Genomic DNA, 24,644 nt, shown 5'->3' on the forward strand with positions numbered 1-24,644 from the left:
TTATACGCAATCAATCACAAAATACTAATAATCACTAGCTCGATGAGATTGTAATCAATATTTAATCTGATTTTAAATTAAATGTTAATTATTTTAAAAAGAAGCATTCAGCAGTATAGTACGGGATGCTGTAAATAGGATTACAATCTAAATTTGAGTAAAATTCAGAAACAAAAAGAAAACAAATGGAAAACGTAAAAACATTCAAATACGTAGATTATTTATGGGATGAAAACAAAGCAGAATCTTTTGGCGACGACCAGGTGGCTTTATTTTTATACCGTTCAAACATATTAGGAGCTGATCTTAGAATTACAAATTATGGTGGAGGTAACACAAGTTGCAAAACCATCGAAAAAGACCCATTAACTAATGAGGAAGTTGAGGTAATGTGGGTAAAAGGTTCAGGTGGTGACATCGGAACTTTAACAAGAAAAGGTATCGCAGGATTATATACTGAAAGACTCAGAAACCTTAAAAATGTTTACCAAGGTCTTTCAGACGAAGACAGAATGGTAGGTTTATTCAATCACTGTATTTTCGATTTGGAAAGCAAAGCACCTTCTATTGATACGCCACTTCATGGTTTACTTCCATTTAAACATATAGATCACCTTCACCCAGATGCATTAATTGCAGTTGCCGCAGCGAAAGACAGCGAAGCAATTACCAAAGAAATCTGGGGTGATACAATGGGATGGGTGCCATGGCAGCGTCCAGGTTTTGATTTAGGTTTACAATTAGAAAAATGTTTAGCGGATAACCCAGGAATCAGAGGAATCGTTTTAGGTAGCCACGGATTGTTTACCTGGGGAGATACTTCTTACGAATCGTATATGAACAGCTTAGAAGTTATCGAAATGGCTTCTGAATACATCGCTAAAAAAATTGCAGAAAACGGACAGGTTTTTGGCGGACAAAAAGTAGAATCTCTTCCTGCTGATGAACGTAAAAACAAAGCAGCACAAATCATGCCTGTACTAAGAGGTCTCGCTTCTTCAGAAAACAGAATGATAGGTCATTTTACAGACAACGATGTGGTGTTACAATATATCAACAGTAATGATTTGGAGCGTTTGGCTCCTCTTGGAACTTCTTGCCCAGATCACTTCCTGAGAACAAAAATTCAACCTTTGGTGTTGACTTTAGATAAAAATGAAGATGTAAGCAATTCCAAAGCGGTTTTAGACAAACTAAATCCTCTTTTCGAACAATACAGACAAGAATACAAAGATTATTACGAAACCTGTAAACATCCGAACAGCCCTGCAATGCGTGATCCCAATCCGGTAATCATCATTTATCCGGGAGTGGGAATGTTCAGTTTTTCAAAAGATAAGCAAACAACTCGTGTAGCCAGCGAATTTTATGTGAATGCAATCAATGTAATGCGTGGTGCAGAAGCTATTTCCGAATACACTTCTTTACCAAGACAAGAAGCTTTCGACATAGAATACTGGTTGTTGGAAGAGGCTAAATTACAAAGAATGCCCAAAGAAAAACCATTGTCTAGAAAAATTGCGATAGTAACCGGAGCAGGTGGAGGAATAGGACAGGCTATCGCGGATAAAATGCTTCAGGAAGGAGCTGTAGTCGTTTTTACTGACCTTAATCAAGAAGCTGTAAAATCTGTAACTGCAAAATACAGCAAAGATCAAGCGATTGCTGTTGATTGTGATGTGACAAGCGAAGAGGCAATCGCCAACGCTTTTAAAGAAGCTGTTTTAGCGTTCGGTGGAGTAGATATCATCGTGCATTCTGCAGGTTTGGCGATTTCTAAATCTTTGGAAGATACCACCACAAAAGACTGGGATTTACTGGAAAATGTTCTGGTAAAAGGCCAATTCTTAATGGCGAAAAGCGGTGCTGAGGTTTTGAAAAAGCAAAATTTAGGTGGAGACATCGTTAATATTGCAAGTAAAAATGGTTTGGTTGCCGGACCGAATAACGTAGCTTACGGAACTGCAAAAGCAGCACAGCAGCACATGACAAGATTATTGGCAGCAGAATTGGCAGCTGATAAAATCCGTGTGAATGTGGTAAATCCGGACGGCGTGATCGTTGGAAGCAAAATCTGGGAAGGTTCTTGGGCAGAAGGTCGCGCAAAAGCAAACGGAATTTCTGTAGAAGAATTGCCAGCATTTTACGCAAAAAGAAACTTATTAAACGAAATTATCCTTCCCGAAGACATCGCCAATGGAGTATTCGCATGTGTAGCTATTTTAGATAAAACAACCGGAAACATCATCAATGTAGATGGCGGAATGGCCAATGCATTCCCAAGATAGTATTTTTGATTCTCGGATTTTAGCTGTCAGTTTTTAAAATTCAATTTTATGGGCAGCTAATCCGCCCTCCGTTCCCGCTTTTTTGTTCGTCGTACCTCCTCACAAAAAGAGCTCCACTCAGGTCGGGCTGCGAGGGATTCGAAAAAACAGATTTATCGATTGGAAAGCCACGAAGTAGACACATCATTATCATAGGGTAAAGCCCTATGTAAAGGGCAACGAAGAATTCAAAAAGCCACGAAGTGGCGACATCATCAGCATAGGGTAAAGCCCTATGGAAAGTGCATCGAAGGATACAAAAATCCACGAAGTGACGACATCATTAGCATAGGGTAAAGCCCTATGGAAAGTGCAGCGAAGGATTCAAAAATCCACAAAGTGGCGACATCATTAGCACAGGGTGAAGCCCTATGGAAAGAGCAGCGAAGGATTCAAAAATCCACGAAGTGGCGACATCATTAGCACAGAGTGAAGCCCTATGGTAAGTGCAGCGAAGGATTCAAAAAGCCACGAAGTGGCGACATCATTAGCATAGTGTGAAGCCCTATGGAAAGGACAACGAAGGATTCAAAAATCCACAAAGTGGCGACATCATTAGCATAGGGTGAAGCCCTATGGAAAGTGCAGCGAAGAATTCAAAAATCCACGAAGTGGCGACATCATTAGCATAGCGTAAAGCCCTATGGAAAGTGCAACGAAGGATTCAAAAATCCACGAAGTGGCGACATCATTAGCATAGGGTAAAGCCCTATGGAAAGTGCAACGAAGGATTCAAAAAGCCACGAAGTGGCGACATCATTAGCGTAGGGTGAAGCCCTATTACGATTAAAGTAGTCATTTAAAGAGCCCCAAAGGGGTGAAATCAATATTTAACGTTATTTTTAGTCCATCAATATAACCTTGACAAAGTTAAAGTTAACTACTCAAAAAGCCTTTGAATACTATATTCTTTGGCTTTTTTTCTTTCATTGGTACAACATAAGTGCAACAAATTAAAAAAGCGTTGAAAAGTGAAGATTCCCTTTTCTTTGCACTTTAGCAAAGATACAAAATGTTTTTCGTTGAGAATTTAACTGTTGAAACCCTTTTGTTTTTATTAAAACTACTTTTCTTTATAAAAGAAACCAATTGTTCTTCTGTATTATTTTCATTCTGATTTGTATGTTTTTAATTGCTCATTTCTACACCTATTCCAGTTGAAATATATTTGAATTTTAGGTTTGAATAAGTGTGTTATATTACTGTTCCCTTTTATATTTCCTTACTGTTGTATTTATTATTATTATTATTATTATTATTATTATTATTATTATTATTATTATTATTATTATTATTATTATTATTATTATTATTATACGGCTTTTAAAACCTTCAATATTAGGTACGGATTAAAGTTTTACATAAGTTAAATAAAAAGTTAATTGTTGTATGATGATTAACTTACGGTTGATCATGAGTCATATTTTTTACATTTTTTCCCAATTATTAGGAATGAGTTTCAATCCGTCTCTCCAAATTTCAGTTACTGCATCCTTAAATCTATCATTATTTAAATATGCGTGGTCTGTAATAATCACTTGAAGATTAGGTGTCAGTGATTCCACTATATCAAAAATGAAATCAAACATTTTATTTACAGCTAATTCATCGGCACTAACTTCAACCAAATCATCGGTTTTTTCTGGTGGATAATAAACTTGAGTCGGTTGGTCAAAAATTATAAAACGAGGTATTGGTCTATTATTTTGGATGAAATGTTGATGAAGTGCTAATGTTATCAGAAGGTGGTAGGCAACCCAGTTTGCTCCACTACCAATTTGCGGAAGTGCAATTGGTTTTGTCTCAGTATCAATAAACATCGTTAATTTACCCAAATCAAACCTTATTGGAGAATCTTGATATTCAACATCAAGATTTTCAACCCATTTGCTCATTTGGAGATTTATCTTGTTTAAAATTGATAATAGTTTCTCTTTTTCATTATCACTATCAACTTTATTCTCTAGTTCTTTTATTCTAAATTTTAAGTTGTCTATTTTTGAAACGATATTTTCAGTTTCGATATCTGTATCTATGCTCTCAAGAAATAAGCTAACCCGCCCAATTACTTTTCCTCTTCTGATATTTAAATCTCTTAACGTTCTTGCTTTCTCATCTTCAATGTATAATGCAGTAATGCTTTTTTCGATTTTCTTTAATTCACTTTCAATTTCGTGATAACTTCCTTCTACAGATTCAATATATGCTTGAATTCTAGGGCTTTCAGCCTTTGTAAATTTCAAGTCATTTTTTATATTATCTAATGATTGGTTTATATTTACAATTGTAGGAATTGCAACATCTAAAATACTATCACATAGTGGGCAAGCGTTTGGATTAAATTCTGAATTTTCTGAATATAACTTTATAGACTCTAGTCTAATTTCTTGTTGTTTAGCTTCTGTAGAATACCCAAATGAATTTTTCAAATAATCAGTGGCTGCTTTTCTATTATCGGATATTTTTCCTAATTCAATTTTTAGTTCACTTCGTCTATCTACTAGTTCTTTTAATGCTGAATTTTCACCTTTAACTTGCAAAGGTTGATATTCCCATTTTGAAACCTGTTCTAAATATTGATATGCTTCCGGTTGACTTTTTGGCGAAACAGTTTTTTCTAAAATCCCTATTTCTTTTGCCTCTTCAATTAGAGAATATGCTTGGCTTATCCCTTCTGATTTAATTTTTTCGGCTTCTCTTTGCTCCCTGTTTAATCTATTTAATTGTTTTTTTAATTGTGTAATCTCACTTTCAATTAAAAGAGAATCTTCATTCACCGCACCTAGGAAATAAGGTAGTGTATCCTTGATAGATTGAGGGACAAATTCTTTATTTTGATTATAAAATAGCTGATGTGGATCAGCTACTAAATATTGAGGTTGATAACTGTAAAAACGAGAATGTTTGAAATTTGCTTTCAATGGTTCTCTTGTTAAAGAATCTGGAATATGAAGATTTTCTGAAATGCCAATTTTTCTAGTTAGAAATTCTTTGAGAGTATCAATATTTAGATTTGAGTTTATATCATCAAACTCTGGAATTGCGTCACCAATATTACGAGTTAGTTGAACTGTAGTAGATGCAATTATTCCTTTAATATTTGGATTTTCTCTTGCGATGAAAACAGATTCATTATCTTCAAAAGTTACAATTACAGAAAAATAAGAAACTGTATCTCTAATAATACCTTCCGGAATATCACATCCTGATGAAGCTAAACAGTAATTAACGATTTCAATTAATGCTGATTTTCCTGATTTAGATTCACCTGTTATAATATTTACTTTACCCAAGTTGAAAGGCAATATTCTTTTTTCACCTTTTAGACTATATAGGATTACTTTATTTATTTGCATAATTAAGGAGTTATTCTAAGAAAGGAATAGATAGATTTTACGTCACTAGTAAAAGAAAGCCATTTCCCTAATGATTGGGCTTTCTTCAAAATGTCGTTATATTCATCATATTCATCTCCATTAAATTTTTTTACTTTAGTCTTATCAGTTTCAATTTCGCCTTTTTCGTTTATTTGTATTTTATTGTAGGCTATAGAAAAGCTAAGTGCTTCTTTAGTATATTTAACCAAATTCTTAGCTCTTTTAGAAAAATCAAAAAATAGATTGTCATTATTTTCCACCCAAACAAAAAAATAAGTTCTTGTACTTCGAGGTAATCTTTCTCTAGTTTCCTTATGTAGTAAAATGGGTAATACAATAAAAGAAAAAGCAAATGGAAATTTAGTATTAGCATGTTTGTTATATTCCATTGCCGCAACCCTAATTATCTCACCACAAAATGCAGGATTAAATAAGTTTGCTACAATCGTATTTCTATCTGTCCAATTTGTTCTCATATTTCCTTGTCAAAGTTTGGATGCCAGCCAATTTTTTTTTCGTCTGATAAAATTTGATAGCTTCCTCTAGTTAAATAATCTTCATTAAATTTTTCTCTTATTTTTATTTGTGGACAACTAGTGGCAAATTGATTTATGTAGAAATCTTTTCCGAGTTTTTTTAAGTCATCATCCGTTTTTCCATCTGCTTCATCACTCATTATCTCAAAAATATTTTGCCAGTAATCTCTGAGCTTTTTATCATACTCTTCTTCCTCTTCAGGATTTAAAAGATGTAATCTCAGCCATTTAGATCTTTGCTCGAACGCTCTTCTAAAATCACTAATTGCACGTTTAACAGTTCTTGAATTAATCCCAATTGAAATAAGCTCTAACTGTTTTAAAAAGTTTTTTTCTTTTAAATTCTCTACCTCTTCATCGGATATTTCCATTTGCTCTGGAAAGTGATTTGGTAAATTGTCAGCTTGAAAGGAGTCTCTTATGTTGGATATTTTAAGTTGTAGTTCCTCAAACTTAATTGAATCCGATTTTCCAGTTAAATTATCAATTGTTTTTCCCAACCACCAACCATCAAGAAGTTCAAGAAATGCATCTAAATGATTGGGATAAGAGGAAAGGATAAGCTGTTTTTTTATTTTTGCATCAACTTCTGATATATCAACAGAATTATCTAAAATTCTAATACTCTGAATTAATTTTTTCTTATTTACAATACTTAATTTTTGATATTCTTCCCTTCCTTTTTTTGTTGTATCATTTGTTGAAGAAATAGCAATAGAGTCCAATTTATCTATTATATCCTGTAATTCAGCATCACTAAATATATTATCTCTTAACTTGTATAGTATACTTGTTGTTGGAATATTTTCGGTTGTTATTAAATTTAAAACCGTTTGATCAATGTCTATGGTTCCATTCAATATGTACTCCGACCAAATTCTAATAGTTTTCCAAAAGTCAACACTAGAATCAGTTAAATTTGCTTTGCTTTTAATGTGAAGTTTTGTTTGATAAAGATTGGTTGAATTAACATCAGTTATATCAATATCATCGAGACATTCAATTCTTAAAACAGGATTATCAAGATTTCGACTATTTGTCAAAAGCAATAGCAAAGCATATTTAATCTGATATATGTAACCTAATGATGGTTCTTTTGCAGAAAAGTTAGTAGAAGTATCAGCCATATTTTATTTGTAACAACAGTGAGTCTAACAAATTTAAGTTTATTTCTAATATTCACAACTAAAAAAGTCCTCAAACTGAGAGCTTTAAAAATTTTCAATATATGTTACAACTACCTTAATGTATTAAGATCATTTCATAGATGTGTTTTTTCCAGCTAATACATCTCAAACAAAAACTTAGTCGCAAAAGAATTACAGACATGGTTAATAGGATTTGAAAAATTGTAATTAATTATTAGAATCTAATAAATTTTTATAATGCACCATTTTATTATCTTTTCCTTCCCACAGATTCTCTTTCTTCCAAATTTAGATTAAAAATATTTTTCTCAAAATGAGCAATTTCTAAATTTTGTTTAGGATCAATAATTGAAGATGCTTTAAAAAGAAAAACATTTTCTTCGACTCTTTCCTTCAACACATCTTTGTCCTTATTCATTTTTAGTTGCTCCTTTTTTTCAATTTTGTATTGATTAACCAAATTTTCTCTAACGACCTGCAGACCTTCCAGTTGTCCATCTAGTTCCGCAATTTTATCTTCGGTCATTTTACTTTGTTTTTCAATTTCCGCTACATTTACTCCTTTTGCAGAAAGTTCTTTAATCTTTTCTTCAACCATTTCTTTGGCTAAATCAATGGATTTTTGATGGAAAGGAAGTTGGTTTCTCCAATATTCTCCGTTTTCGCTTTCTTCTTTTGAGTACCCTAAAATTCTGTTATAAGAATGTTCAGCTTTGGTAGCTTCTTCTTTAACTTTCAGAAAATCTTCATGTTTTCTCAACACAAAAGCACTATCAGCGAGATGCTTATTTTTCTCACTTTCCAATCTTTTTTTCAATAATTCAATTTCAATATTGGCTCTTGTTTCGGGATTGGTGATGATGGCGGTTTTCAGTTCTTGCGTTGAAATATCCGAAATATCCAAAACATCGGCTCCTTTTTTCATTGCTTCCAAATATCTCGCTTGTTTGGATTGCAGTTTTTGAAGCATAAAAACATCAATACTATCTTTGGTGAGCATAAAATTGATCCGTACATTTTCGTTTTTATTTCCTTGTCGCCACGCTCGTCCTTCGACCTGTCTTAGCGAAGTAAAATTATAAGGAAGAGAAAGCATGTAAATATCCGTCGTATTTTCCTGAAGGTTCATTCCTTCCTGAATCGCCTCACTTCCAATCACCACTTTAATTTTCCCGGAATTAAAATCATCTTGAATTTTCAAACGGTTTGGCTTGCTCGTCGCTCCAGTAATAATTCCGACTTCTTCGGGTTTATAGCCAACTTCATGAATCAAACATTCTTTCAGTTTCGGAAATTCTGCAACCGCTAATTCAGAATAAATAATTTGTCCCGATTCTGGAATATCTTTTTTGTTCTGACGAATTAAATCCATCATCTGCTTTAATTTCGGTGAATTTTCCACAAACTCTTTTGTTGTCGGATTTTCACCATCATAATACGGAGATAAATAGGGAGAAATGGCGATCTTTCGCCCATTAAGAATATGTGTTAAAATCGCTCCTTTTTCAGTTTCGCTGAAATTTTCATTCAACAAATCATATTGTTCTTTTGTCAGGTCGTTTTGCTCAATTTTATATTCTTTGTTGACTTTATTGGGGCGAATCAGTTCCAAATTATCTTCTTCGCCTTTAATATCAATAAACTCCGATAAAAGCTGCTGAAACAAAGAATTATTCTTAAATCTTCTGACATTTGCTTTGAATTTCACATCACCTTTCGCATCAATTTCCATATCATTATCCGCCTCCATAAAGGTTTCAAAGAAAGTATTGACATTGAAATATCCCGATTCTTCCAAACGTTTATTGGCAATCAGCGATAAAATCGAATAATATTCCAAAGGTTTGTTGGTGAAAGGCGTCGCTGAAAGAAGCGTAACATTTCTGCCATCATTTTTATCCTGGATATATTGCGCTGCCATCCAAGTATTAATCCCCAATTTTGAGGTTTGCTGGTTTTGACTTCTAAAATCAGAAGCAAATCTTCGGTCTTCAACACGAACTTTTCCTACAATATGATTGGCGTTGTGGACTTCATCAAAAGTCAGATGATCGAACCCAAAATCTTCCCAATTATAGATTTTTCCACGTTTCATTTTGCCCTCGATTTCCTTTTCTTTTTCTAATTCTTTCTGAAAATCTCTTTCGCTGATGGCATTTACACTTCTCAATTCACTTTCTGAAATATAAGAAAATTTAGAAGCCAAGTCTTGGGTAATCTTTTCCGAAAAACCTATATTATTAAAACCCTCATACGTTACCAGCGTAATTTCACCGTCTTTATTATCGAATTTTGAAAGGTCATAATCTTTACCCAAATTCCCTAAAACATTGACTTTCGCATTCGGAATGGTTTCAAAAACCGTATCAACCCATTGTTTGAGGATACTTTCATTCGGAACTGCAATCAACGGTCTTTTCGCATTTCCACGTTCCATTGCTTCGTGCATTGAAAGGATTCCTGACAATGTTTTCCCAAAACCTACTTCATGAGCCAATAATCCAACTCCTTTTGTAATCTGTCTTCCGATTCCTGCTTTTTGGACTTCGGTTAAATTCAATGGGATTCCTTTTAAATTCAGATGAATTTTTGAAAATAGTGGAAATTTTGAATAATCAGGAACGTGGATATTGTTGTAATTTCTGTTGAATACTTTTACAAATCGATTCCGTAAATCATCAGGTAATTCTTCTCTCAAAAATTTGTAAAACAAATCATTGGCCGCCGCTTTTCTCCTTTCCCGAACTAATGCATTTCGCTCTTTATCACTTCCTGTTACCGTTTCGTTATCTACAAAACTTCTCACTTCCCAAGCTGAAGATCCCGCAAAAGCTTCACTTGATAATGTTCCTGCGAAATCTTTGAACTTTTCCGCAAGATTATATTGAAATTCTTTTTCTTCAGTTGCTCTTGTTTCTGAATTCCAATACGGTTTCACAACGGTTTCTAAATCAAATTGATGTACAAATTCATGATTTGGACTAATGAAAATTTCATCTAATATTTTTGGTTTTGGCAAAACATTTTCCAATAATGCTTTTTGTTTTTCATACTGATTTCCCGTTCCTCCAACCGCATTTTTATCCACGAAATCTTTTTCAAGTTGTTCAAGCTTTGCATAAATATTTCCTTCTGCATAATAAAAATCGTGAATCCATTTTCCGTCAATAAAATTGGCAAATTCGTAATGTTTTCCATAGTTGTTGAGCATTCCATCATAAGCGGTATCTCGGAATGCTTCTAATTTTTCCAGAGAAATATCAGAACTATTTTGAAGTGAAGAATTGACAATTTCATCCGTTTTGGAAAATTGATATTTTAAAATTCCTTTTTTGATTTCGGGTTTTGTCTGAATCCTATATTCTACATATTTTTCACTTTGAGATTGAATGATTTTATCTGCTTTTTGATGAATTTCATCAATTTGGTTTTGAGAAAAATGTTGGAATTCATTCAATATTTGAGATTGAAGTTTGGTGTATTTATCAATCTCTTTAATAACAGCAGGTGATTTGAATTTTACAGCATCAAGTGCCGAAAGAACTTTTCCAATTTTCTCTTGCGTTTCAGTAAGATTTATCTCAATTTTTTCTTGATTAATAGAATTTTCTGATTCATTATCCGATTCATTTTCACGTACATTTTCTAATGAATTATTTCCTAGTTTAGGTGAAGTTTTTTCGGTTTTTGATTCTTCATTTTCTAAAAACAAATCCTCAAAAAGATTTCCAATCCTTTCGGTTTCCTTTTTATTTTTAAGCTGTTCTATTTTGAATAAAGCTTCTTCTAGATTTCCGTGAACATAATTTTCCAAACGCCCGAAACGATTTGTTTTTTCTCTGATTTCACCCAGAATTTTGTTTGGATCAGTTTCAAAATATTTGGAAATGTCCTTGGAAATGTTTTGCTGATTTTTTCTTAAAATGATAATATCTGTTCCGATTTGCGTTCCTGAAAAAGCGCCGTTTGGCAGGCGAAAAGCTTCTGAAATTTCGGCATTTTTCAAGTTGTTCTGTCGATTCAGCCAACCCGAAGGAAGCACCATTGCCAAAGTTCCACCCTCTTTTAGAACATCTAAACTTCGTTTTACGAAATAATCTTCATATTTGGAAATTTTTGGTTCCTCTCCCAAACCTTTATAAAAACCACGATGATCACCATAAGGTGGATTTCCGATAACCAAATCGTATTGGTTTTTATAATCTTCGGGATTGGTTTTTATCCCGTTTTCACTAATAAATTCAGTTTCAAAAGAACGAAGATTAATTTCGGTTTCGGGATGAAGAATTTTTGCAATTTTTGCTGTGGTTTCGTTGATTTCAAAAGCGGTGATTTTTGTTTTTATTCCCGAGTCTTTCGCTGCATCAAGAAAATTTCCCGTTCCAACGCTGGGTTCTAAAACCGAAATTTCTTTTTTACCTTTAAATTGGTCTTTGATAAGATTGCGAACGGCGTTTACAATTGTTGAATCGGTGTAGTATTCATCGAGGATTCCACGACCTTCTTTTGCAGTTCCGCCGCTTTTGAATTGGTTGCAAATATCTTTTAAGTCATTGGTAATGATAAGATTTTCTTTGAGAATAATTTGCTTGTCATCGGAAACAAAACAAGTTGCAGAAACCACTTCTGCAACTTGTTCGTTGGTCATTTTCTGACCTTTATATTTTAAAATAAGAGCTTCTACATCCTCATTGTTTTGAGCAGATAAATCTAATTTTCGTTCTGTTCTATCGGATAGAGTTCTCCCGGATAAGATTCCGCCCACGGAATGTTCTTTTCCCGCATTTTTCTCATCGTTTTGCGGTTGTGATCCGTCAATAGGTCTTCCTGGTTTTCTGTCTCCGACCAAATGCTTCCAGATTGTGTCTGCAAGTCCATTTCCAGCATCGTTGCTGCCCAAAGCTTGTCCGCTTTGGTGATTTCCGTTTTGCTCGGATTGGCTTCTTTGGAAAGTGTTTCCAGAATTTCGTTCAGAAAATTCGGATCCCACGTGCTGAGTGTTGGGAACTCTGTTTGATTTAATAAAATTCTTTCCATTTTCTGAATTTTTTGCTTCAACGAAATTAGTATTTTTCTCTTGAAGATTGAGTTTATTTTTTAAATATTCACTTAAATTTTGGGTGCCATTTTCGGAAATACCATACAACAAACGGATGTCTTTGATGTTTTTATTTTGAAATTCCGACAGTATCTTTTGGGTTGCTAAATTTCCGGTTTGATTTCCACTTAGGCATAGGAAAATTTTACCATCAACATTCTGAAATTGGGTCAGAAATTTATTAATGTTTTCGGTAGAATTCAAACTAATAAGCGTTCTGTTGTTGGTTTGATCGTTCAATTTCAGAAGTTCCAAAAATGACAATTTGTCCTCATTATTCATAAAAACTAGGAGTTCATCTTTATTCCCTTCTATAATTGAGATATCATCAGAAAAATAATCTAAAACGGCTTGATTACTCACTTTTTCTGTTTTTTACAAAATGGTTGAAATCAAAGATTTCTTTTGCCGAATCGTCCCAATTTTTTCTCGGTAATAATTGAAGTGTTACAAAAACATCATTCTTTTTATTGTAAGAATCAATACGTTCTAATCTTCCGTGATAGTCTTTTTCAGCGTGTTTGTAGAGTGAATACGGCAAAATGGTATCGGTCGGATAAAGGTAAAATCTCGTATAATTCCAAGGTGAATTAATTTCAAATCGTTTTAATTTTTTCTTAAACAAAACGGTGTCAGAAAGGTTTCTTCGGTTTCTGTAATTCGGGATTTCATCTTTTGAAAAAATAGCTCCGTCTTTTTTGTTCCAAATTAAATTTGGTTTTTGCTTTTTGGAAATTTCCGAAAAAATAAGTGTATTATTTTCTGTTTCGAGTGGAAAACACAACGAATCTTTGATGAAATACACCTGTTTATTGATTTCGGGGAAAGTAAAATCAGGAACTAGTTCTATAATGGTATCTCTCGAATAATTAATTTTAGACAGATGAAAACTTTGGAGCTGGTTCAAATCTTTGGATGCATTGATATAAACATTGGAAATAATGTCAATTCCACCTTTCTCAGACTTGATTTCTTTATGACAGGAGTTGCTCACGAGAAGCAAAAGCAAAAAAGGCAATAGTAAGATTTTCTTCATTGTGTTAGATTTTAAAAAAGCGGCAAATCATCATCTGACTTACTGCTTTCGGATTATGGGTCAAGTGAAATTTTATCGTTTAATGCTTTGTTCTTTCACATTAGATTTCTCGTGTTTATTGTCTTGCTCAAGACCTTCTAAAGGCTTATTGGTATTGATTCGGTTCATATCGTTATCGTACAAACTAAGATTTCTGTATTGAGGATTCAAAACGGCTTTTCCTTCCGTTATTTTATCGTTCAAATCAAATTTTACTTTTACGATATTTCCTTTTTCAAGAGATTTAATCGTGTTTTCACGATATTCGGGTTTATCGAAAATAAGGTTGGATTTTTCCACAATTTTGTCGGTATCCACACCATAATTTTCATAGAAATTTTGGAACATAAAGTTACCTTTTTCTGTTTTGGGCTCTTCAAAGTTGAATTGAACAAAAGCGGTTTCCTGCTGGTCGCTTTTCGGGTTGTGAAATTCAATTTTCACGCTACGTCCCTCCATCAGGTTTACGGCTTCTTTTGCGGTAAATGTGTTTTCGCGATTGACCGAGAAATTGTGAGAAATTTCTTCGGCTTTTTCATTCGTGAGTTTTGCATTGTACGAATTGAGAAAAACTCCACCGTTTTCCGTTTTGTTGAATTTCAAAGTGAAATCTGCTTTGTTTCCCGGCAAAGTTTTGTCGGAAGTGGTTTTAATTTCAAATTGCTGGTTTTTGGACTTGATGCCTATTTCCAAATCTTTGTGAAGTTTTTCATTTTCTCCGAAACCAAGGTATTTTAATTGGTCTTTCAGATACTTTATTTGGTCGAATTCTTTTTGTGATTCCATCATTTTTTTGGATTTTGATTGTTAATAATATTTTTGGTTGATTGTTGTCGGATTATCTTTTGAAACCTCTTGATTTTTGAATTTCTACGTCTTGTTCTTTCTGTTCATCACGCATTCTGTTTGCATCTTCATACAAATCTTTCTCGTTCACATTCAAATAAACTTCAGAATTTTTTCCTTTGGAAATTTGCCTTTCATCAGAAGAAATACTGTTTACGGTATTGATTTCTTTTGAAACAATATTCAAATCTTTGGTAATTTCTTTGGCGATTTCGGGATATTGGTCGATTTTATCTTGCAGGAAATTTTTTAGCTTATACAATTCATTTTTGTAGCGATTCATTTCAACGGTATCTCTTTTATCTGCGATAATTGCCGTGAGTTCCGTTCGATCTTTGATGAAATCAAATTCGATCACTTTTCCTCTTTCTTTATCGTCGATAAAAGCGGTTTTTGACCAGTTGAGTTGTGCCGATTTTTTTTCATCGTTCACATCATATTTTGAAAAAGCTTCAGAATACTGAATTTCCTTTTTGCTGTTTTCAAGGATTTCGGAAAGATTTTTATCCCTTTCCAAAAAGATGACTTTCAATTTGGTATTATTTTCCACAAGTTGGAAAGTCGCTCTGTTTTTGTCGTTGTCGGCAACGATGGTGTACCCTTTCAGAAATTTCTGAATATCATCTTCATTGAGTTTTTTTGAAAATGATAAGTCTTCATTAATAATTCCGAATTTTTTCAAATCTTCGGTGGGTAAATTTTCATTTTGCATAATATGTTGCGATTAAATTGTTTGTTTTTATTAAGTCGTTTAAAAAATGAACTGGATTAATATTTTGTCCAAATTCTTTGACTGAAAAATGTAAATGCGGACCGGTTGAGTTTCCTGTATTTCCACTTTTAGCAATGATAAATCCTGCATTTACTTGTTCTCCAACCCGATAATAGATTTCGGAAAGATGGAGATAAGAAGTTTCAAAACGGTTAAAATGATTGACTTTGATGTAATTTCCACCGCCTTTTGGATCCCATCCCGAGGCAGTAACAATTCCGTCTAAAACCGCATAGACATTCTCATAATTGGCTTTTAAATCAATTCCGTTGTGGACTTTTTGAGTTCCAAAAATGGGATGAGTTCTGATTCCAAATCCCGATGTAATCTGAATTTCATTATGTAATGGCATGACGATTTTTGAAAAATTATCGTCAAGTTCTGATACAAAATCATATTTTAAAAAAGCATTAATTTTATTTTCGAATGCTTTTGCTTGAGTTTTTAAAAACAAAGAATCTTTTGAGTGTTGCACCTCCCATTTTTGGTTATTGGAAGAAGCATATTCTTTCATCAATATTTTTAAAGAATCAATTTGACTCTTTAACCGCTTCGTCGAACCTTCGGTTTCATTTTTCAAATCCGATTTGGTTGTGATCTTGAAAATTACTTTCCAAGATTTTTTCTCCTTTTTTGGTTTTTCTTCTTTAAAAATTTCTTGAATTGTCTGATTTATCGCTTTCTTTGGTACTGTTGGCATTAGTGTGTTAAACTGTCCAAACGCAAAAATTGCAGAAAGAAAAAATCCTAAAATCATGAGTTTTTTATAGTGCTTTTTCATAGGTTTATGATTTTACGAGTTCACCAATAATCAATTCAACTTCTTTGTTTATTTTTCTGAAATTGGTCATCAAAACTTCTCCTTTTCGGTCATTTCCGGCTTTGTCTATAAATGAATAATAGGAAGGCATTTTTGGGTAATTATTTTCTTCTTTTTTTATAGATTTCATATCCAAATTGATTTTTCCATTGACCGCAGAAGTTTTGTATTCTTCAGTAACTTCTTCACCTTGAGCAATCATTCCCACCATTTCTCCTGTTTTAAGAGCTGCAATTTTTCCGGCAGGAATCATATTGTCCATTTTTTCGTTGATACTGGTCGTTGTTCCTTGCTGCGAAATAGATTGCGAATAGGTTTTTTGCTTGATTTTTCCAAAAAGTTTCTCCAACCAATCCAAGGTGTTTTTATCTCTTGCTGAACCTGAAAGAATATTTCCAACAATAGCAGAAATAGTGTCTGCCACTTCTTTTTTGTAAAACTGCCGAAGTTGAGGAAGTTCCTGAAGCCCCAGTAAAACGGCAACCCGATTGCTTCTTGCAGTAGCAACGATGTTATCAATTTTGTGAATGTAAATCGTAGGAAACTCATCGGCGATAATTCCTCCGGGTAAATTGTGTTTGGAATTAATTAGTCTTAAAGTCCTATTCAAAACTGATGAATAAAGAGCCGAATTTATATCCTGTGTTCCGGGATCTGATGCCAGAATTAAGATGGTCGGATTTTTTCTATCGGTGATTTTCAATTCCACTTCATCACCCGAAAACACCCAGAAACTTTCTTTCGTTGCCAATCGGGAAAGGAAGATTTTCAAAGTTCCAACTTGTCCTTCCAACTGATCAAACGCTTTATTCTCATAAGCAGATTTGAAAGGAGAAAGCAAAGAAAAAATTTCTTCATTGGTAAAAAGCGTATCGAAAATTTCTTTATAACTTCTGTTCATAAATGAAAGAATATGGGGCAAATCTGAATATTTCCCATTTTCGTAGGTTGCAAAAAAATAAATGCAGGATGAAAGAAAATTAATCGCCGATTGGGTGAAAAAAGCATCAGAACCACCACCTCCAGAAGAACCGCCTTTTTGTAAAGATGAAACCATCGATTCTGCCATTTCCTGTGCTTCGGCTAAGGTTTTTACATATTCTTTTTTGAAGGGATTTACTCTTTTTGATTTTTCAACTTCATTCAAATTGATGACGTGAAAATTATAGTTATAATCGGAATCCTTGCTTTTTTTCACCAAATAATGGTAGTAGGCAATTTGTGCCAAATCGGGAAATTTAAAATCATAAATGCACAAACAGAAACCTTTTGCAATCATTTGACGAATTGCAGGGTTAATCACCCCAAATGATTTACCCGATCCTGGAGTTCCGATGACCATTGTTCCACGAAATGGATTAATGTTCATCCATCCTTTATTGTTTTTTCCATTATATCGGAACAAATAAGGTATATTGATCGATGTATCAGTATTAACCAATTCTTTGTTTTGATCAAAACTTTCTTCTTCAATATTCCATCGGTCTTTGCCCATTTTTTGTTGCATCAGTTTTGAAATGGAATCGGCTCCCATTTGAAGTATAACCGCTCCCAAAAAGGAAAAGACTGCATAAATAATTTGATATAAATTAAGACTAGGAACTATTTTTGGTAGCGTTAGATTACTTGCTTCTTTCTGCCAAACCAACGAAGAAAAAATCATTAGTAATCCAAAAGCCATTGGGAGCACAATTTCGGTAGCGATATTGAGTTCTCTTTTTTTCTTCGCTTTTGTTCCTATAGCAACTAGTCCAATCAGAATAATTGTTGCAAATTTGGCATTGATGGGTGGATAAATGAAACTCAACTTTGTGAAATTTTTCAGCAAATTGGAAAGCACTGGAATATCCGCATTTAGATAAAAAAGTGAAGCACAATCCAATGCTACGACTGCATAAACCGCTTTTTGCAGAAATCCGTAAATTTTTATTTGATGTTGCTGTTCTTGCATATTAGTTGATGGTTGTTTGTTGACAGTTGATCGTAGTCAATATTATGTCTCGGTTATAAAATCTTGGTTCTTGGCTCTTATTAAAATGTATCAGCTTTTAAAATCTCCGAATAGTTGACTTTCATTTCTATAGTTCTTCCTGAGAGTTGTTCTTCAATTAATCGAATCATCATCACTTTGGAATTTGGATACGTGAATTTTTTGAAGACATAAATATTTCTGAAATTTTTTCTAAAGTGTTTTTGAGGATTCAACTGGAAAATCGGAGTCATTTCGATGCTTTGATTGTTCGTTGCTTTGTAGATTTTTTTGTCTTCAATGGAAAATTTTAAATCTTCAATATCATAGCTCAAATTGGAATTATTTTTAAAAGTCATATCCAAAAAAATGTAGTCGCTCATCACGTAAACATTATTGAGTTGAACATTAAGTTTAAAATCTTTTTCCTCCCTAATTGGGTTTTTATCCGTCTTTTTTTGGATAATATCCATTGCAAATTTTCTAAGTTCAAGGTTGGAAAAAATCATTTTATTAAACTCAATCGGTTGCATATCTTCGGCTTGAATATTAATATTGGTAATCGTATTCAAGTTTTCAGAATTTCTGTAAACAGCTTTGTATTGGGCGATAAACGATTGCCCGACAACGGTAATAATTCCGATATTTTCTCCAGGAAAATAATGTGCTGGGATTTTTGTTTTTCCATTTTGGTCAGCTTCAGCATCGGTAATTTTTATTCTTGCAATGTTGGTTGTCGGCAAATCTCCAGTCAGTTTTTGAGTGGACAAATCCACATACTGAATCGTTTCGGGAGAAATAATATGCAGGTTAATTCCTTCCGTAATTTCCAATTCAGGTAAATCGGAAACGATTTGTTCTTTTGTTGCCGTTTGAGCCGTTAAAAATTGGGCGGTCAATACTAAAAATGTATAAAATATTGTCTTCATTTTTTTGAAATTTTTTATTTGTTTTTTGCTTCTTTCAATTGTTTTTCGTCGATTAAAAAGACGTAGGAATTGTATTTCAGTTTTGCTTTGTTGGCTTTAATCAGATTGGCGATGGATTTTGAAGTAGATGTAAATAGTTTAGAACCCAAACTGGTAAAAAACCCTTCTCCCCCCATATCCATTTGCGTTCCCTGAACCGAATTACTTCCCATTTCTCGCATCATTTCACGGAAAACACTTTGTGGAATATATAATCCTTTCATTCCATCAATGTCATAAATGGATAGATTGACAGGAAAAATTTCACCTTTTGTAAATACTGATACAATCTTCAAATCCACTCTTTGCATCGAAAAACCTGAGATTTGCCCGTAAAGAATTGAACCTTTGTCAATTTTTTTATTACCCACGAAAATATCTTCCAACAATCGAAAACGGATTCTGCTTCCCAGAAAACCTTTGTTATTTTCATCAATCACAGCTTTTATAAAACTGTTTTCTTTTTCTTTATAAAATGCATTGAAAGCACTATTGATCCCTGATTTGCTAACATTGAAAGTTGAATTGAGAAAGGCATCCATTTTTTCTTTGTTGGTTTTGAGTTTCTTTTCTGTCGCGAGTTTGCTTTGATATTCTGGGTCTTTTGCTTTTTCTAAGGAATCCATAACCAACATTTGTTCTTTCAGAAATTTCATCGGATCAGATTGTTGATTTTGAGATGTTGATTTTTGATTTACTGAAGCATCATTGTTTTCAGTTTTTCCATAAGATTTGTCGTTCAACATTCGGATAATATCTTCTGATCGTTTGTAGTCTTTGTCGCTATTTTGATTATTGGATTTATTATAATATGAAGATGGATTTCCTTTTGCTTGATAATTATTTTGTCTTCCTTGTGCATCTTTCAAAGAATCAATTTTTCTTTTTTGAGCCAATGACAATTGGTCTTCGTAGTTCAATAAACTATCGTGCTCTTTGTCTAATCCACCAAGCATTGTTCGATTGTCATCTTTTTGAAACAAGGCATCGTAGGCATCATTTTTAGTCAAAATAGAATCCTGTGTTTCTCCTAAGGAAAGCGAAAGTTCTTTCGGAGTTTCTTTCGGAGTTTCCTCTTTCGAGAACTGCGCTCCTACATACACGAAAAGAAACAAAAAAGGCAAAGCCAAAAGTGGAAGCACATATTTTTTCTCTTTAAAATTGATTTTTTTAATGTCCATTTTTTAGTTTTTGGTATTGGTTATATAGGTATTCTATTCTCAAACTGTCTTCTTTCTGAAGGGCATTTCGGTCTCTTTTTACTTTTAAGGTTTTGAGTTCATTTACAATGTTTGCCATTTCCTTTTCATTGTTTTTAAAATTATTCTCAGTCGTTAAACTTTTGGAATAAAGAGTTGGTGGCTTTACTTTAAATGTGGCATCGGAAGGAAAGAAAATTCCTTGTATCAGAGAGCCTACAAAAGATATTGACAGAAATACCATCGAATAGATGTAGAACTTTTTCGGGTTTTTCACTACCCAACTCATCCATTTTTGTTCTATTAGTTTGTTTAAAAATATGTTCATTTAATAAGAATTTTTAGTTTGATTGGAGAGTTCTTCATTATCAAGAATCCGCCAATTTTTAAGAAGGACACCGTGCGGATTATTGGGACTTCGGATGATGTCTTCAAAGAAGCCTTCGGTAATGAGTTTTCGAGTAATAACCGATGATTTTCTTGTAATCATTTGTTTTCCGAAAAACTGAAATTTTTTTTGATCCATATTGAGTTTAATCGAATCTGAATGAATGCTGACCATTGAACTGGAAGCGACAATTTGGTTGTAAAATCCTTTTTCTTTAAGGTTGGTGTATTCTTTTTTTCCGCTTTCATCAATGATGTACAATGATTTTTGAATATTTTCTTTGATGTATTTATCATCTGGTGCGAGGGTGAAAAACAATCGGTGAAAAAGTTCAATCTGGGCTTTGTATTCTACAGGTCTGTTCAAGAGTTCATCGGTTTGTTTCGCTAAAACTGGAACGCCATTATCCAAAATGTAAATGGATTTTCGGGAATCCTGAATCATTTTATAAGCGAAAAAGAATCCAGCGACGACAATAACTACGGCAAAAGCAATTGCTCCTAATGAAACCACTTTGTTGATCTTCATTTTCTGTTCTATATTTTTAATAAGCATATTTTTAGTTGTTGGTTGTTGGTTTTTTGAGTTTGGTGTTTGGCTCTTTATTCTTGGTTCTTAATTCTGATTAGTTCGTAATACATTTATTTTCCGTTTTTCATTGCACTACTTACTCTACCTGATGCAGAACCTGCTGCTGCAGTTTTTGCTGCACTGGCAACTGCGGAAGTTCCTCCTGTTTTAGCCGCCAAGATTGTTGTTTTTGCACTTCCAGACATTTTTGCTGCGGCACTTTTCATTTTAGTCATTGCTCCGGCTCCGCCTGCGGTAACAATCGTGTCAGCAATAGTAGGAGTCATTAATACTCCGATTCCGGTGACGATATAGGCAACACAAGTGAAAAGTTGGTTATAAATCATTCCCGAATTGCTCACATAAACCATCAAAGCATCTAAGTTGGTAATGGTTCCGTTGTTTAAAAGCGTATCGTATCTTTCAATCTCCATCGTATATCCCGAAGCAATCAGTTGCTGACCGATATTGATAATGGTGTAAGCGACAAAAGTGTACAAATTGATATTGACAAATTTGGAAACCCAACTGTACAACGAATTTTCAAACCCAGGAATGAGAGCCATTCCAACGGCAATCGGCCCCAAAATAATGAGAATATATGCCCAAATTTTTTGGATAAAGAAAATGAGATACACACAAATTCTAAGTATGGAAAGGCAAACAAATTCAATAACTTCGGCGACTAATTTTTGCAGCTGAAATTCCATTCTGATTTGCCATTCTTTGATGGGTTGAATCAATTTGTCTAATCCTTCGCTGATGTCAAACCAAGAATCATCGGCATCTTTGGAGGTGTTATCAATCACTTCTTGCTTGGCTTTTTCATCAGCATTAAGTTTAATGACTGCATCCAATAATTGTTGCTGCTTTTTAAACCTTTGAACCCGTAAATCATTAACCTCGGATTCTACCTCGCTAAAAATCGACATTCCCGGTTCGGCAATGGCTTCAAAAGGCGCTTGAATGAGATTGACAAATCCTGTCCAATAAACAAGGGTAAATCCTATGATAATCGGTTTGAGCATGGGTGTGATTTCCCATTCACGGTCTCCAGCAATCATTTGCCAACCCATATATCCGAGATACATCAACGCTCCCAAACCGCCAATGGCTCTTCCAACCAACGCAGAACCGGCTGCACTGTCCTGAACGCTGGTGTCCAATTTGGTAAAGACTTCCATAAACCATTTTTCAAAAGCACCGTCGCCTTTTAAAAATTGGAGTAAATTGCTGTAATCTCCATCGGTTTGGGCAAAACTCAAAGTCGGTAATAGTATTGCCAACAGGCAACAAAATAGGGTAAGATTTTTATTCATTTTTTAATATTTGTGATGATATTGTTGCATAATATTCTGTACTATTTGCTTATCTGTTTCCGGTATAAATCCTTGTGGAAGTGCCGTAGATAAATGGTTTTTCAGAATATTTTTGTAATCCAAAAGAAGAGTTGTTTTATCATTGTATTTCCTCAATTCCTGAGCAAATTTTCGCCATTTTATAAGGGTTTCGTGGTACATTAAAAATCGTTTTCCTCTCGGCATATCCATACTTCGGGACATCGAATATTTTTCTTTGATGAGATTTAATTCTTCTTGCCATCTTTTTAATGTTCCAATCGTGTTGAGGGTTTCGTAAGTTTGTTGATCTTTTAATTTCCATTCGATAAAATTTTGAGGCGTGTCAGGAAATTCGGTAATGGGTTTGAGCATTCTTTTGTAATAGAGCATCCATAGAGGATCCGCATCGATAGTTGCGGAAGTCCAATACGCAAAATCCTGAACGCTTCTTTTGTAAATGGTATCGGAAGTGGCTTTGATTTTTTTGGCTTCTTCTTCCTGAAATTTCACTTCAGCAAGTCTTAAATTTTGTTCTCCTGTTGGTTTTAATGGTCTGATGTCGTTGCCGTTTTTATAATCCCGATTAATTTGCGGAGCCCACATTCCCCAAACCGTAGCATAAGCAAAATTGGTCTGAATACCTAAAAAATATTTGGGATAAGGTCGCCAATCGCCCCAACTTTCAAAGGTCATTCGTTTATGTTGGGCAACGATGGAAGGGTCATTTAATCTCTTTACGCTGACTTGTCCAAATAGGGTGACTGCAATCAACAAAAACTGCAATAGGCTTATTTTTTTTAGATTTTTCATTTGTAGGTAATTTTCTTTTTCAATTAAAAATGTATTTGTATTTTATAATAATATCGCCAACAATGGCTCTGTCGATATTGAGGTAATTTCTTAGCACCGGAACTTGATACAGGTAAGGAATATTCTTAGCGTTTTCTAATCGCAAATTGATGTAAAGAATATTTCCGTTGATATTTCTTACTCGTGTAAAAACCTTTTCTATAAGCATTTCCCTGTCCGATGCATCCATTAGAAAGTCTTTGTTTTCATTCAAAATATCCTGCGTGACTTCTTGTTTTAGCTTCATTGTTTGTTTTCCGATTTCTGCGTAATATTTTGAAACCAATACAGCGTATTCTGGGTGTTGCGCCGATAAATCCAGCATTTTATTAGAATTGGTTACGATTTTTCCTAAATATTGATAGAGATAAATCAGTTTTTTACTTTGAGTTAAAGCAGAATTCACATTTTTCAACTGCTGATAGATGTATTCCTTAATGGCAATCACTTGAGCGGTTTTTTGCTTAATATCATCGTACAATTCTTTCTGTTTTTCGTAAGAATTGAGAAAAGCCTGCTCACTAGCCAATCGAACGGCGTGGTCTTTTGTAAGCTGAACCAATAGTTTGTCATTGATTACAACCTGCTGACTTTTCACCGTAATCCCAAAAATTGTAAGTGCTACGAAGCTCAAAATTTTCTTCATATTTAAAAGGATTTAATATTATTCATTATGTCTGCAACTACCTGTCGGTCTCTGTTTACATAATATTGAAATGCTCTTTTATTTCGTAAAACCTTTGCCTTTATATCTCTAATTTTCAAAAGCATATGCGTGGAATTCCTGCTTAATATTTTGACTTCACCTAAAGCATAATCGAGCAAAACTTTTCTTTCCGCTTTTTCCATTTGATTAATAGCACCGTAAGAGAGAATAATTCCGGCAATTAAGCGTGTTACCATCTGCAAATCATCTACAAACTGAACTTGAGAAGGCAAAACTGTAATAATAGAATAAGGAGCAGAACTAATTTCTTCGATAATAGCGGTCTGATTGGTCGTGATTTTATTAATCTCCCTGCTCATTGCAATTCCCGTCGGTACTGCTTGAATGGCAAACGAAACGATTCTCAATCTGTCCTGAATTTTTGTCACCTTCTCATTAAAGTTTTTCCATTGAGTTTGGTTAGCTGTTTCTACGGTGGCATTGAGGGTTTGTTTTTGTCTCATTTCTTTTTGCCGATCGTGTTCTTTCATCGCTGCATTAATTTCTATATCCATCATCGGAAAAGAAACATTTTCCTGTTGCCAAGCTGGTGTAGAACCACCGCCGGAAGAAGTCATCACAAGATATAGCGCAGAAAAAATCAAAGTCAATACAACTTTTTTGCCTCCATGAAATTGTTGAGTCTTCATTTTGTA

The 24,644-nt window shown here is 33.9% G+C and carries 18 protein-coding genes; 1 reads left to right on the plus strand and 17 read right to left on the minus strand.

Annotated elements, in window-relative coordinates; genetic code table 11:
- Positions 1–185 precede the first annotated feature (185 nt).
- A complete protein-coding gene (locus BW939_RS03625; protein WP_076449867.1) occupies positions 186–2,288 on the plus strand; it encodes a bifunctional aldolase/short-chain dehydrogenase in 2,103 nt (700 codons plus the stop codon).
- Between the two features lie 1,466 nt (positions 2,289–3,754).
- Here the strand turns inward: BW939_RS03625 and BW939_RS03630 are convergent.
- The 17 genes from BW939_RS03630 to BW939_RS03710 form a co-directional block, all read right to left on the minus strand.
- The gene (locus BW939_RS03630) at positions 3,755–5,683 is read right to left on the minus strand and encodes a DUF3732 domain-containing protein (protein ID WP_076449869.1); all 1,929 of its coding nucleotides are present in this window, start codon (positions 5,681–5,683) and stop codon (positions 3,755–3,757) included.
- A gap of 2 nt (positions 5,684–5,685) precedes the next feature.
- A complete protein-coding gene (locus BW939_RS03635) occupies positions 5,686–6,180 on the minus strand; it encodes a three component ABC system middle component (protein ID WP_076449871.1) in 495 nt (164 codons plus the stop codon).
- Complete coding sequence (locus BW939_RS03640; protein WP_076449873.1) at positions 6,177–7,367, minus strand: ABC-three component system protein; 1,191 nt, start codon at positions 7,365–7,367, stop codon at positions 6,177–6,179. The genes BW939_RS03635 and BW939_RS03640 overlap by 4 nt, the downstream gene beginning before the upstream one ends.
- A 271-nt stretch (positions 7,368–7,638) precedes the next feature.
- On the minus strand, positions 7,639–12,849 hold the full coding sequence (locus tag BW939_RS03645) for a helicase-related protein (RefSeq protein WP_076449875.1): 5,211 nt from the start codon (positions 12,847–12,849) through the stop codon (positions 7,639–7,641).
- Complete coding sequence (locus BW939_RS03650; RefSeq protein ID WP_076449877.1) at positions 12,842–13,522, minus strand: hypothetical protein; 681 nt, start codon at positions 13,520–13,522, stop codon at positions 12,842–12,844. The genes BW939_RS03645 and BW939_RS03650 overlap by 8 nt, the downstream gene beginning before the upstream one ends.
- A 72-nt stretch (positions 13,523–13,594) precedes the next feature.
- Complete coding sequence (locus BW939_RS03655) at positions 13,595–14,350, minus strand: hypothetical protein (protein ID WP_228417102.1); 756 nt, start codon at positions 14,348–14,350, stop codon at positions 13,595–13,597.
- 49 nt (positions 14,351–14,399) lie between these two features.
- A complete protein-coding gene (locus tag BW939_RS03660) occupies positions 14,400–15,119 on the minus strand; it encodes a hypothetical protein (RefSeq protein ID WP_076449879.1) in 720 nt (239 codons plus the stop codon).
- A complete protein-coding gene (locus BW939_RS03665; protein ID WP_076449881.1) occupies positions 15,109–15,960 on the minus strand; it encodes a M23 family metallopeptidase in 852 nt (283 codons plus the stop codon). The genes BW939_RS03660 and BW939_RS03665 overlap by 11 nt, the downstream gene beginning before the upstream one ends.
- 4 nt (positions 15,961–15,964) lie before the next feature.
- The gene (locus BW939_RS03670) at positions 15,965–17,950 is read right to left on the minus strand and encodes a type IV secretion system DNA-binding domain-containing protein (RefSeq protein WP_076449883.1); all 1,986 of its coding nucleotides are present in this window, start codon (positions 17,948–17,950) and stop codon (positions 15,965–15,967) included.
- Between the two features lie 80 nt (positions 17,951–18,030).
- Complete coding sequence (gene traN / locus BW939_RS03675) at positions 18,031–18,897, minus strand: conjugative transposon protein TraN (protein WP_076449885.1); 867 nt, start codon at positions 18,895–18,897, stop codon at positions 18,031–18,033.
- A 14-nt stretch (positions 18,898–18,911) separates the two neighbouring features.
- Positions 18,912–20,111 carry a conjugative transposon protein TraM gene (gene traM / locus BW939_RS03680; protein WP_076450145.1) on the minus strand — a complete coding sequence of 400 codons (1,200 nt, stop codon included), beginning with the start codon at positions 20,109–20,111 and terminating at the stop codon, positions 18,912–18,914.
- A complete protein-coding gene (locus BW939_RS03685; RefSeq protein WP_084566580.1) occupies positions 20,107–20,463 on the minus strand; it encodes a hypothetical protein in 357 nt (118 codons plus the stop codon). Before BW939_RS03685 ends, traM begins: the two co-directional genes overlap by 5 nt.
- Positions 20,464–21,078 (minus strand): conjugative transposon protein TraK, encoded by a 615-nt coding sequence (traK, locus tag BW939_RS03690; protein ID WP_076449887.1) that lies wholly within the window; start codon positions 21,076–21,078, stop codon positions 20,464–20,466.
- Between the two features lie 86 nt (positions 21,079–21,164).
- Positions 21,165–22,412 (minus strand): hypothetical protein, encoded by a 1,248-nt coding sequence (locus BW939_RS03695; protein ID WP_076449889.1) that lies wholly within the window; start codon positions 22,410–22,412, stop codon positions 21,165–21,167.
- 3 nt (positions 22,413–22,415) lie between these two features.
- Complete coding sequence (locus BW939_RS03700; protein ID WP_076449891.1) at positions 22,416–23,243, minus strand: hypothetical protein; 828 nt, start codon at positions 23,241–23,243, stop codon at positions 22,416–22,418.
- A 19-nt stretch (positions 23,244–23,262) separates the two neighbouring features.
- Positions 23,263–23,928, minus strand: a complete 666-nt coding sequence (locus tag BW939_RS03705) for a hypothetical protein (protein WP_076449893.1) — start codon at positions 23,926–23,928, stop codon at positions 23,263–23,265.
- A gap of 2 nt (positions 23,929–23,930) precedes the next feature.
- The gene (locus BW939_RS03710) at positions 23,931–24,638 is read right to left on the minus strand and encodes a hypothetical protein (protein WP_228417104.1); all 708 of its coding nucleotides are present in this window, start codon (positions 24,636–24,638) and stop codon (positions 23,931–23,933) included.
- Positions 24,639–24,644 lie beyond the last annotated feature (6 nt).

It is taken from the genome of Chryseobacterium piscicola (assembly GCF_900156685.1).
In the GTDB taxonomy this organism is placed as follows: domain Bacteria; phylum Bacteroidota; class Bacteroidia; order Flavobacteriales; family Weeksellaceae; genus Chryseobacterium; species Chryseobacterium piscicola.